This window comes from Agrobacterium sp. B1(2019) (assembly GCF_008274755.1).
Classification (GTDB): Bacteria; Pseudomonadota; Alphaproteobacteria; order Rhizobiales; family Rhizobiaceae; genus Agrobacterium; species Agrobacterium salinitolerans.
The window spans coordinates 67,646-79,584 of sequence record NZ_VTPB01000007.1 but is presented as its reverse complement, the minus strand read 5'-3'; the positions used below and the strand labels follow the sequence as shown (position 1 = coordinate 79,584).

Below are 11,939 nucleotides of genomic sequence, written 5' to 3'. Positions count from 1 at the left end.
TGTGGCGGGCCCGCTTACCGCAAGTGGCGGCGCGCATCGCCGCACAGATGCTCATCCGATCGAACGCGGCAACCAAGTCAAGAAGTGAAGACCGATATGCGAATACTTATTGTGGGCGCCGGTATCGCCGGCCTTGCCATGCATCGCGCGCTGTCACAGCGGGGACTCCGTGCCACCATTGTCGAGCGCAGCAATTTTGCAGGTGTCGGCGGGGCGGGACTGTTTCTGCCGGGAAATGCTGTGCGCGCCCTTGGAGACCTCGGGCTGCTGGACGCTTTGATGGAGCATTCACACCCGATCACCCATCAACGGTTTTGTGATGAAAACGGGCGCCCGCTCAATGTCGTGGATACGAAAGGTTTCTGGGGCGACGTTGCACCATGCCGATCAATGAAGCGGTCCACATTATGGGATTTGCTGAAGCTCGCTGTGGGGCCTGACGACATCGAATATCGACGGGTGGTGGATGTCAGGAATGATCGCGAACGCTGCCGGGTCTTTTTCCATGACGGCGGGGTCGGTGAATACGATCTGGTGATCGGCGCGGACGGTGTCCGCTCGTCGGTTCGCGACATCGCGTTCCCAGACACTCCGCCGCCGGTTTACGTTGGGAATGTGTGTTGGCGCTTCCTGGTGCCCAACACCTGTGGGATCGAGGATTGGACGGTCATGCTGGCGGCCAACCGGAGCTTGCTGGGCAAGCCTGTCTCGCCGTCCGAACTTTACGTGTATGCCGATCTGACCGTCGACGAAATGAATGTCGAGTGTTATTCGGCGATGACTTCGCTCGAGCCACTTTTTGAGGATATCGCCGGTCCGTTAGTGCCCGCTCTGAAGTTGGCTGCCAGCGCGAACGTGCATTTCAGTGAGTTGGTCCGCTTGCAAATGACCGCCTTACATCGAGACCGCGTTGTCCTTGTCGGAGACGCGGCTCATGCCTCGCCGCCAAGCATGGCCCAGGGTGCAGGCATGGCACTGGAGGATGCCATTGTCCTTGCACGCGAACTAGCAACAGCGGACAGCATTCCGACAGGGCTCGCGCGATATGAAGCACTGCGCAAACCACGCATCGCGTGGGTTCATCGACAGGGCTTTGCACGTGACAAGATGCGACGGCTTCCTCGCGTGTTGCGAAATGCACTTTTGCGCTTTGCCGGGCAGCGACTTTACGAGCGCGCTTACCGGCCGCTCAAGGAGCCGATATGATCCGTTTTGCCGGACGGACAACTTTGTGTGACAAGTCCAGTAAACAATTGCCGTTTCTTGCAAATTTAGCATTTTTTACTATATCATCGTCTGCAGAAGTGGACGACAACGTGAAAGACGTTCTGACAACGGCAAAGGCGGCTGAGCTGCTGGGGGTGTCAACCCGAACGGCGCAGCTATGGGTCGAAAGCGGCCAATTGCCTTCCTGGAAAACGCCCGGGGGACATCGGCGGATTCCACGCCAGGCGGTGCTGGACCTGATTGAGAATCCAATCCGCGAGGAGCCGATCGTCCGGGCGCATGCTATAATCTTTGCCGGCGAAGGTCGGGCGGATCAATGGCGTCAGGCCGGTCTACCTGCATTGGGTTTGCTGGTGGACGTGTCGGAAGACATGGAAACCATCCGGGCTTGGCTTGCGACCATCCCGCCGATGCTCGTCATCGTCGAAAGCGCTGATCAGGAAGACCGCAAGAAGCTGCTGTCCTCGCTGGAAAAGGACGCTCGATTTGGCAAGACGACTATAGTCAACTCGGCCCCGCGAAATGCAGCCGAACCCGTCAAGCTCGGCGCCAACAGCGTTCGGACGAAGATGCAGTCGGATGTCCGGGCGAATGCTGCGGCGATTGTTGAATTTCTCCTTGAAAACGCGAGTGGTACGACACAGCCCACGGCTTTTCGCACGCCGTGGAACGAAGATGCGCGGCTAAGGGCGGTGACAGGGTCAGCTCTGGTTGGCTCGGAGCCGGAGCTCGGTTTCGATCGACTCGTTCGGCTCGCTGCCCACGCGACAAATGCGCCGATCGCAATGTTCACGCTGATCACTGAAGCCGAGCAATGGTTCAAATCCCGCTTGGGCTTTGACGGCGTCTCGACGCCGCGGGATTGGGCATTCTGCAACGAGACACTCATCGCCAACGAGTTCACCATACTCGAAGATCTCTCGAAGCGTGAAAACCTGGTTGATAACCCGACGCTGTCTGAACCCTACGGATTTCGCTTCTACGCCGGCGCCCCGGTTCGTGACCCGCTCGGCTTCATTCTCGGCTCCATATGCGTTATCGATGTGGTGCCGAGAACGTTGAGTGATCCTGAGCGCGAAGCGATGACCACGATCGCGGACGCAGCATCAAACATGATCCGCACTCGGGTGCTGGAGCACGAACTACAAGATTTGCAAGGTAACGTGTAGTAGCACGCTGAGGCGAAGCCTTACCGAATATCAGAACGGCAACTTCGCGTTTTCCTTGACCTCCTTCATAACGAAGAAGGTTCGTGTCTGGCGCACGCCCGGTAGGGCGATCAAACTCTGGCCGTGCAACTTGTTAAAGTCGGCCATATCACGGACGCGGATCTTCAAGAGATAGTCGAAGTCGCCGGCGACCAGGTTGCAGTCGAGCACTTCTTTGAGCTCCAGGACGGCGCCTTCGAAGGCGGCGAAGCTCTCGGGCGTCGAGCGGTCGAGGACCACGCCGACCATGACCAAGGCACCGAGACCGACCGCCGATGGGGCCACTTCGGCCCGTACGCCGGTGATGTAACCCTCCTCGAACAGTCGCTGGGTCCGCCTGTGGCAGGTCGCGGCGCTGACATTCACGCGCTCGGCGAGATCAGCATTGCTGAGCCGTCCCTCGGATTGCAGGGCGCGCAGGATTTTCAGGTCGATCCTGTCGAATTCCTCACTGGAAGAATCTTTCATTTTTAGCTCGATAGATTGAAGAAATGATTTCTAATTTTGGAAATCTATCCGGATTTCGAAAATCGAGCAACAAGCTTAGAGAGCACCTTTCACACGATTTCCGCTAGCCTTCAACGCGAAAATCGGCACGGAGGCCCTTATCGATGTCACTGCTTGAAAAGTTCGAACGCTATCCTCTCACTTTCGGCCCGACGCCGATCGAGCATCTGCCGCGACTGACGGAGGCCCTGGGCGGCAAGGTCCAGATTTATGCCAAGCGCGACGATTGCAATTCCGGCCTTGCCATGGGCGGCAACAAGCTGAGGAAGCTCGAATATATCGTGCCTGACGCGATCGCCTCGGGAGCCGACACGCTGGTTTCGATCGGCGGTGTTCAATCCAACCACACGCGCATGGTGGCCGCGACTGCCGCCAAGATCGGCATGAAATGTGTCGTCATCCAGGAAAAATGGGTGCCGCATTATGATGCGGTCTATGATCGCGTCGGCAATATCCTGATGACCCGGCTGATGGGCGCCGACAGCCGGCTGGTCGATGACGGCTTCGACATTGGCATCCGCAAGAGCTGGGAAGACGCCATCAAGTCGGTTGAAGATGCCGGCGGCAAGCCCTACCCGATTCCCGCCGGCGCCTCCGTCCACAAATATGGCGCGCTCGGCTATGTCGGCTTTGCCGAAGAGGTCGCGGCGCAGGAGAAGGAACTCGGCTTCTCCTTCGACTATATCATCGTCTGCGTCGTCACCGGCTCGACACAGGGCGGAATGATCGTCGGCTTTGCCGCGCAGGATCGCGCTGACCGGGTCATCGGCATCGATGCCTCGGGCACGCTCCAGCAGACGCGCGACCAGGTGCGCAACATTGTCGATGCGACGTCGGAACTCGTCGGCCTCGGCCGGAAGATCCGCGAAGACGAGATCGTCATCAACCCGGACTATGCCTATCCCGCCTATGGCGTGCCGTCCGGGGAAACCAACGAGGCGATCCGGCTGGCAGCGCGCACCGAGGCGATGATCACCGACCCCGTCTATGAGGGAAAATCGATGCAGGGAATGATCGACCTTGCCCGCAAGGGCTTCTTTCCGGAAGGCGCGCGCGTCCTTTATGCCCATCTGGGCGGCGCGCCGGCGCTCAACGGCTACAGCTACTATTACAAGGACGGCTGATCGGCGCAGTCTGAACCGACGTGAACCCTTGTCCCACTCTTTCGGAACATGACAATGACTGACACGCGGCATCTCAAGACGATCGAACAGCGCCTTCTGTGGCTCTCCCACTGGATGATCCACCACGCAAACCACATCAGGCCGAAGGTCGATGGCATCAAGACCGGCGGCCATCAGGCGAGTTCCGCCTCGATGGTTTCGATCATGACGGCGCTTTACTTCTCGGCGCTCAGGCCGGAGGACCGCGTTGCCGTCAAGCCGCATGCCGGCCCGGTCTTCCATGCGATCCAGTATCTGATGGGGCGGCTCAGTCGCGAGAAGATGGAGAATTTTCGCGGCTTTGGCGGCGTGCAGAGCTATCCCAGCCGTACCAAGGACAGCGACGACGTCGATTTCTCCACCGGCTCGGTCGGCCTTGGCGTGGCGATCACGGCGCTGGCTTCGATCGTGCAGGATTTCGTCCGCGCCAAGGCCTGGGGCGAGGGCAGGACCGGCCGCATGATCGCGCTGGCGGGTGACGCCGAACTCGACGAGGGAAATATCTACGAGACCCTGCAGGAGGGCTGGAAGAACGAGCTCAGGAACTGCTGGTGGATCATCGATTACAACAGGCAGTCGCTCGACGGCATCGTCCGCGAAGGGTTGTTCGAGCGGATCGAGAAGATCTTCGAGGCCTTTGGCTGGGACGTGGTGCGGGTCAAATACGGCGTGTTGCAGCGCGCGGCCTTCGCCGAGCCGGGCGGGGCAAAGCTTCGGGACTGGATCGACCGATGTTCCAACCAGGAATATGCCGCGCTCACCTTCATGGGCGGCGCTGTCTGGCGCAGGCGTCTGCTCGACGATCTCGGCGACCAGGGCGATGTCTCGGCGCTGATCGAGCGACGCAGCGATGCCGAGCTTGCGGCGCTGATGGAGAATCTCGGCGGCAATTGCGTGGCAACCATGGCGGAGGTCTTCGCCGCGACCGACCATGACCGGCCGACCTGCTTTCTCGCCTATACGATCAAGGGCTGGAGCACGCCGATCGCCGGACACAAGGACAATCACGGCGGTCTGATGACCACGACGCAGTTTGCCGATTGGCAGGCGCATATGGGTGTCAAGGCAGGCGAGGAATGGGAGCCGCTGGCCGGCGTGGCCGACCCGGCGGCGCTGAAGGCGTTCCTCGCCTCGACGCCATTCTTTGCCGAAGGCGCGCGCCGCTATTCCGACACCCGGCTCGAGGTGCCGCCGATAGCGTTCGACGCCAACAGGGAGATCTCCACCCAGCTCGCCTTTGGCAAGATCCTCGACGACCTCGCCAAGGGCAAATCTGCTCTCGCCGAACGCATCATGACGACCTCGCCCGACGTCACCGGCACCACCAGTCTCGGCGCCTGGGTCAACCGCCGAAAACTCTTTGCCCGCAAGCCGATGGCCGACGCCTTTGTCGAGCACCGCATCGCCTCGACGGCGAAATGGGAATTCACCCCGGAGGGGCAGCATGTCGAACTCGGCATTGCCGAGATGAACCTGTTCTTGCTGCTGGGTGCCGCGGGGCTGAGCCATTCGCTGCTCGGCAAGCGCCTGATCCCCATCGGCACGGTCTATGACCCCTTCGTCTGCCGCGGCCTCGATGCCCTGAACTATGCCTGCTATCAAGACGCCCGCTTCATGATTGTTGGCACGCCATCGGGTGTCACGCTGGCGCCCGAGGGCGGGGCGCATCAATCGATCGGCACGCCGCTGATCGGGATGAGCCAAGACGGGCTGGCGGCCTTCGAACCCGCCTTCGCCGACGAGCTCGCCGCCATCATGGAGTGGGCCTTCGACTACATGCAGCGCAACGGAGAGGGTGACCCGGACGAACGCACATGGCTGCGTGACGAAACCGGTGGCTCCGTCTACCTCCGGCTGACCACAAAGCCGCTCGAGCAGCCCCTCAAACGTGTCGACGACGACTTCCGGCAAGGTGCCATCGACGGTGCCTACTGGCTCAGGAAGCCCGGGCCGAATTGCTCCGTGGTCATCGCCTATCAGGGCGCGGTGGCCGACGAAGCGATTGCCGCCGCCGGCGTGCTGGGCGAACACCGCCGCGATATAGGCGTGCTAGCAGTGACTTCGGCAGACAGACTCAATGCGGGCTGGACGGCTGCACAGCGGGAGCGGGCCCGAGGCAACACGAAAGCGCGAAGTCACGTCGAGAGATTGTTCGACCCGCTGCCGGGCCATTGCGCCGTCGTCACCGTGATCGACGGTCATCCGGCGACGCTGTCCTGGATGGGCGCGGTGGCGGGCCATCGTACGATCCCACATGGCGTCGAGCACTTTGGCCAGACGGGAACAATCGGCGACCTCTACCGGCATTTCCGAATCGACCGACGCTCCATCGCAGCATCGGTCATGGCCCTGACGGCGGGAAAGCGCACTCCGTCGCACGAGGCATTGCTGTTCCCATGATCAATTCGCTCAACGATCGACGCCGCACCTTGTCTAGCGTCTTACGAAGGCGCGGTCCAACTGCCCAGCTTTGCGTAGATGTCATCGCGCAATTGTCTGACCTGATGATTGAGCGCACCGAGTTGATCTGGCGTGTGCCAGGAGCTGTCCAGAAGCGCATCGGCCAGGCAGCCGGCCCGCGACCGGAGTGCGCGGCCCTGCTCGGTCAGGCCCACAATCACCTGACGCTCATTGTCGGGATTGCGCGTCCGCCGAAGGAGCCCGGCGCTTTCAAGGCGTTTGAGCAAGGGCGTCAAGGTACTCGATTCAAGGGCGAGTTTATCGCCGATATGGCCGACAGTCTGTTCGTCTTCCTGCCAGAGCACGTTGAGAACGAGGTATTGCGGATAGGTCAGGCCGAGTTGGTCGAGCCATGGCTTATAGAGGCGCTGGATCGCCATGCCCGCCGAATAGATGGCGTAGCAGACCTGATTGTCGAGCGGCACTGGGTTATTTGATTTCTGTCGAGCCATGAGGGTCTCCTTCTGTCCGACCTATAGCTAACGTTTTCGTGAAAAGATATATCGCGATAACAATTATGATTGACAGGGACAGGAACGCTCGCTACGTACACACTTATCGCGATAACAGTTCTCGCGCCAACAAAGGGAGAGAGACAATGAAGACCAGCACCATCATCGCCGCCACCGCAGCAATCGGCATCGCAACCGCAGCCAACGCCGCTGAGAAGAGCCCCGCCAATCAGGCCGTCAAGAACGTCGTCCTCGTCCACGGTGCCTTTGCCGACGGTTCCGGCTGGCGCGGCGTCTATGACAACCTCACTCAGCGTGGCTACAAGGTCACCATCGTGCAGAACCCGCTGACCTCGCTCGCCGACGACATTGCGGCCACCAAGCGCGCGATCGAACGCCAGGACGGTCCCACCATTCTTGTCGGCCATTCCTGGGGTGGCGTCATGATCACTGAAGCGGGCATCGACCCCAAGGTTACAGGCCTAGTCTATGTCTCGGCCCTGTCGCCCGATGCCGGCGAGACCACCGCCCAGCAGTATGAAGGCTATACGACGCCCTCGGAATTCGTGATCGAACCGACAGCCGATGGTTTCGGCATCCTGAAGACTGGCACGTTCAAGGCGGGCTTCGCGGCCGATACGACTGACGAAGACGCTGCCTTTCTGGAAAACTCGCAAGTGCCGATCAACCTGTCGTCCTTCGGCATCAAGATCAAGAATGCCGCATGGCACACCAAGCCCAGCTGGGCCGTGATCGCTCGTCAGGACAAGGCCTTCGACCAGAAGATGCTCCAGGACATGGCAAAGCGCATCGGCGCCAAAGTGACCGAGGTCGATGCAAGCCATGCGCTGCTCTTTACGCAGCCGGCGGTTATCGCGGACGTTATCGATCAAGCTGCTAAGAGCACGAAGCAGGCCGCCCAGTGATACCTTGTGCGAACACCCGACAGGCGGCGAAAGGCCGCCTGCCAACGTCTGGCTCCTTATAGCAACTGCATCCGATACCCCCGCATCATCTCGAGGGTCGCCGTCGGACCAGTCAGCATAGTTGGCGGGCGCGCTCCTTCGGTGTCCAAGACCATAGCAATCGTACCACCGCGGGGCCACGAGTGCGAGGGGCCGGCAAATAGGTCGGTCGTCTGTTCCGTCTCCCATCATCCACCACTTGTGTAATTACGAGGTCGGCGGTTCGAATCCGCTCAAAAGCTATTGAAGATTTCTAGCCCTGAAGGAGTTTAGTTAACGCTACGATGGATTCCCCGCGCCGGTCTCGATACACTCTATTGGTTCGCCTTTCTTACCACGGCGTTCAGCACTACGTTGACACCGGGAAGCGTATATTCGATCTCGATATGCTCTGATTCGTTGTGGCTGATACCATCGCGACAGGGCGTGAACATCATCACTGTCGGCGCAATTTTGAAGACGTGATAAGCGTCATGCCCGGCGGCACTGAGGAGATGCCGGTGTGGTACCTTCAAGTCAGCGGCGACGCTTCGAACGAGGTTGACCAGGCCGGTGTCGAAGGTGATGTCCCCGAACGACCATTGCTTGATGATCTCCGCCCGAACATTTGCCAGCCGGGCGCAGTCCGCGATGGCAGCTACAGTCCTTTCAAACATCTCATGAGACAGCGCGGCATTGGGATGCCGCACATCGACTGTAACTTCGGCTGGCATCGTCAACTTAATGGAATGTGGAACTCGATGTGCGATGACGGGCCATGACAGACCCTAATCCACTATATCGTCGCCATCGCTTTCCCGCTGAAATCATTGCCCACGCCGTGTGGCTCTATTTCGGCTTCCCTCTCAGCCTGCGAATGGCCGAGGACTTGCTGGCTGCCCGTGGGGTCGTTGTCTCGCAGTAACAAATCGAGCCCACAGCTCATCGTTAGGTCGGCCTGCCGCCGTTTCATGCTCCCAGCACCCCTATCCCGGCAAACCCACGATAAACGTTTGTCGAAGGGCTATCCACCGGAATCGCGGCGCCGGGAGCATCATGCCCTTTAACAGGCTGTACAAGCTCTGAAATCGGCTGGTGTCGGGCAGCTACTTTCCGCCGCCGGTGCGGCGGGTCGACATACACAAGAGCGATGGGAAGACGCGCCCGCTGGGCATACCTACGGTCGCCGATCGCATTGCGCAGATGGTGGTCAAACGCCATCTGGAACCGACGGTGAAGCCTAAATTCTATCCGGATTCCTATGGATATCGGCCCGGCAAGTCGGCGCTCGATGCGATCGGCGTGGCGCGGCGACGATGCTGGCGGTACGATTGGGTTCTTGATCTCGATATCGAGGCCTTCTTCGATAGCATCGGCCCGGACCTGCTGATGCGGGCTGTGCGCAAGCACACTGATTGCCCGGGGGCGCTTCTCTACATTGAGCGATGGCTAGAAGCGCCAGTGCAGATGCCGGACGGAAGTCTCGTCGCCAGAGAACGGGGAACGCCACAGGGCGGGGTGATCAGCCCTCTCTTGGCAAACCTCTTTCTTCACTATGCGTTTGACATGTGGATGTGTCGGAATTTCCCGGACATTCCGTTTGAACGCTATGCTGACGACGCGATCTGTCATTGTCGGACCGAGGACCAGGCGATGGCGCTTCAGAAAGCTCTCATCTAGACGCGCGTTTTACTGACTGCGGGCTGATGCTTCACCCTGACAAGACTAAAATCGTCTACTGTAGGGATGAAGGTCGGCGAGGTACTCACCCGGTCTACAAGCTCGACTTTCTCGGCTACACTTTCCGGCCGAGACTGGTGAGCAAGTGGGCCGGGGGGCATGAGTGTCTCATTCAGTCCCGCTGCCAGTCCAACGGCGCTCAAGGCGATCCGCGGCACTATCCGTAGTTGGTCCCTTCACCTTCGCAATGACAAGGCTCTCGATGATCTGGCACGGATGTTCAATTCGTACATCCGCGGCTGGATCAATTACTATGGTCGGTTCTGTCCTTCAGCTCTCCAACCCACGCTCTGGAGCATCGAACGATACCTCGCTCGATGGGGCTCGGGAAAGTACAAGTCCCTGCGTGGGCACAAGCGGCGATCCCGGCATTGGCTCTTGCGCATCGCGCAGCGCCAACCTCGGTTGTTCGCCCATTGGCCTCTGCTTCATGGATACGGTCGAACAATGGGAGCCGGATGATGCGAGAGTATCACGTCCGGTTCTGAGAGAGCGTGGGGGTGAAATTCCCCCGCGCCACTCGCCCCGTTGTTTCGATCCGTGGCAAAGAAGCACTGGCTCTGGCGCGCTGTGGATCAGGACGGCTTCGTCCTGGACGTTCTGGTGCAAAGCCGCCGCAATGCCAAGGCGGCCAAGCGCCTGATGCGCAAGCTGTTGAAGGGCCAGGGACGAGCGCTGCGGGTGATGGTCACCGACAAGCTTCGCTCCTACGATGCCGCAAAGCGGGAGATCATGCCGGGTGTCGAGCATCGCTCACACAAGGGCTTGAACAATCGGGCGGAGAATCCCCATCAGCCAATCCGGCGGCGAGAGCGGATTATGAAACGCTTCAAGTCGAGGCAACATCTTCAGCATTTCGTCTCCAGCCACGATCCCATCGCCAACCTGTTCCACATCCCCCGCCACGACATCTCCTCCGGCCATCATCGCGAATTGCGTTCAGCGGCGATGACACTATGGCGAAAATCGCCCGAGCGTGACCGACAAACTCGGCCGGCGTCATGGTCTGTCCCCGTTTGCCGTTAAGTTTACGATGCCTGTCGGGCGGCTCGTCGCGCTCCTGGCTGACGAAGCGTTCGAACAGGAGATCATTGGTTTCCGGATCGATCGAGGTGACGCCGAGCACGCAACAGACGGCGGAACTGGCAGCCGATCCGCGGCCCTGGCAAAGGATGCCTTGCGATCGGGCGTAGCGGACGATCGAGTACACCGTCAAAAAATAGGGGGCATATTTCATCGTCTCGATGAGAGCGAGCTCGTGACGGATGCTTTTTTCGACGTGGGCCGGCAGACCTTCGGAATAGCGGGTCTTCACGCCTCCCAGGTGTAGCGCTCCAACGACTGCTGCGCCGTCATGCCCGGGATCAGCGCCTCTTCGGGATACTAATAGACCAGCTCCTCAAGCGAGAATCTGCAGCGCTCGACAATCTCCGTCGTTCGCGCTAGCGCTTCCGGATAGCGCGGAAACAAACCCGCCATCTCCTCCGGCGGCTTGAGATAACGGTCGGCATGCCGCTCCCGCTCGAAGCCGACATCGTCGATGGTGGTGCCGGTGCGGATGCAGGTCACGACATCCTGAAGCTGGCGCCGGCCGGGCTCATGAAACAGCACGTCATTGGTGATGACCGTCTTCACCCGATACTTGACCGCCAGGTTCGACAGGCCATGCAGCCGCAGTTGATCGTTGGGGCGCCGGCGCAGGCAAAGGAAACATAGGCACGATCGCTAAAGACTTCCGCCATCTTCCGAAGATGCACGGCAGAGGTGTCATCCCCCATATCCGGCACCAGGATGCCAATCAGCCCTTCGGCATAGCGCGCGACATCATCGAGATGCAGGATGCAATTCGCCTTCCCGCCGCGGCTCTTGCCCAACGTCATCAACCGCGTCAGCCGCGAATAGGCGGCGCGATCGGTGGGATAAACGAGGATCGACATGCCGTCCTGCAGATCGAGCCGGCAGCCGACAGTCGGGAAGCTGATCTTGGGTTAGCTCAATTTTCATGACATCCATGTCAAGGGCGATTGTTCAATAAGAGTTCTACTCTGAACGTTGACAACGTCGGGGCGGAACTGCCTGGCCGTCTGGACGAATTTAGAAAGCCGTGATACGTTTTGGCCAAGACCGAAAGAAGGTTCAAATTTCAACAGGCTGGCCAAGCCTACGCCATTCAGGACAGGAACAGGGGCACGGGCGGCTTGCCCGAGCGAACGATGCGGCGGCGGGTCCTTCGTGAAT

At 59.9% G+C, this 11,939-nt stretch carries 10 protein-coding genes and 3 pseudogenes; 9 read left to right on the top strand and 4 right to left on the bottom strand.

What is annotated here, in order from left to right:
• The first annotated feature begins 96 nt into the window (after positions 1-96).
• Both AGR1_RS28980 and AGR1_RS28975 read left to right on the top strand, forming a co-directional pair.
• Positions 97-1,206, top strand: coding sequence for an FAD-dependent oxidoreductase (locus AGR1_RS28980; protein ID WP_187772324.1), 1,110 nt, complete (start codon positions 97-99; stop codon positions 1,204-1,206).
• A complete protein-coding gene (locus tag AGR1_RS28975) occupies positions 1,203-2,396 on the top strand; it encodes a helix-turn-helix domain-containing protein (protein ID WP_149149173.1) in 1,194 nt (397 codons plus the stop codon). The genes AGR1_RS28980 and AGR1_RS28975 overlap by 4 nt, the downstream gene beginning before the upstream one ends.
• A 30-nt stretch (positions 2,397-2,426) precedes the next feature.
• Here AGR1_RS28975 and AGR1_RS28970 read toward each other — a convergent pair whose 3' ends face one another.
• Positions 2,427-2,903, bottom strand: coding sequence for an Lrp/AsnC ligand binding domain-containing protein (locus tag AGR1_RS28970; protein WP_149149172.1), 477 nt, complete (start codon positions 2,901-2,903; stop codon positions 2,427-2,429).
• Between the two features lie 143 nt (positions 2,904-3,046).
• Between AGR1_RS28970 and AGR1_RS28965 the strand changes: the two genes are divergently transcribed.
• A complete protein-coding gene (locus tag AGR1_RS28965; protein WP_149149171.1) occupies positions 3,047-4,066 on the top strand; it encodes a 1-aminocyclopropane-1-carboxylate deaminase in 1,020 nt (339 codons plus the stop codon).
• Positions 4,067-4,120: 54 nt separating this feature from the next.
• On the top strand, positions 4,121-6,505 hold the full coding sequence (locus AGR1_RS28960) for a 1-deoxy-D-xylulose-5-phosphate synthase N-terminal domain-containing protein (protein WP_149149170.1): 2,385 nt from the start codon (positions 4,121-4,123) through the stop codon (positions 6,503-6,505).
• Between the two features lie 41 nt (positions 6,506-6,546).
• Here the strand turns inward: AGR1_RS28960 and AGR1_RS28955 are convergent, their stop codons facing one another.
• On the bottom strand, positions 6,547-7,017 hold the full coding sequence (locus AGR1_RS28955) for a MarR family transcriptional regulator (RefSeq protein WP_149149169.1): 471 nt from the start codon (positions 7,015-7,017) through the stop codon (positions 6,547-6,549).
• 146 nt (positions 7,018-7,163) lie between these two features.
• On the opposite strand from AGR1_RS28955, the gene AGR1_RS28950 reads away from it, so the two are divergent.
• Positions 7,164-7,943 carry an alpha/beta hydrolase gene (locus tag AGR1_RS28950; RefSeq protein ID WP_149149168.1) on the top strand — a complete coding sequence of 260 codons (780 nt, stop codon included), beginning with the start codon at positions 7,164-7,166 and terminating at the stop codon, positions 7,941-7,943.
• 353 nt (positions 7,944-8,296) lie between these two features.
• Here AGR1_RS28950 and AGR1_RS28945 read toward each other — a convergent pair whose 3' ends face one another.
• Positions 8,297-8,695 (bottom strand): M20/M25/M40 family metallo-hydrolase, encoded by a 399-nt coding sequence (locus AGR1_RS28945; RefSeq protein WP_149149167.1) that lies wholly within the window; start codon positions 8,693-8,695, stop codon positions 8,297-8,299.
• A 44-nt stretch (positions 8,696-8,739) separates the two neighbouring features.
• Between AGR1_RS28945 and AGR1_RS28940 the strand changes: the two are divergent.
• The 4 genes and pseudogenes from AGR1_RS28940 to AGR1_RS28930 form a co-directional block, all read left to right on the top strand.
• A pseudogene (locus AGR1_RS28940) lies at positions 8,740-8,880 on the top strand (IS6 family transposase); the annotation flags it as partial.
• Between the two features lie 176 nt (positions 8,881-9,056).
• Entirely contained in the window at positions 9,057-9,641 is a 585-nt protein-coding gene (locus AGR1_RS30065; protein WP_246669783.1) for a reverse transcriptase domain-containing protein, read from the top strand.
• A 159-nt stretch (positions 9,642-9,800) separates the two neighbouring features.
• Entirely contained in the window at positions 9,801-10,163 is a 363-nt protein-coding gene (locus AGR1_RS30060) for a group II intron maturase-specific domain-containing protein (protein ID WP_246669782.1), read from the top strand.
• A 65-nt stretch (positions 10,164-10,228) separates the two neighbouring features.
• Positions 10,229-10,727: pseudogene (locus AGR1_RS28930) on the top strand (DDE-type integrase/transposase/recombinase); the annotation flags it as partial.
• A gap of 13 nt (positions 10,728-10,740) precedes the next feature.
• Here AGR1_RS28930 and dnaE2 read toward each other — a convergent pair.
• Positions 10,741-11,668: pseudogene (dnaE2, locus tag AGR1_RS28925) on the bottom strand (error-prone DNA polymerase); the annotation flags it as partial.
• Between the last annotated feature and the right edge of the window lie 271 nt (positions 11,669-11,939).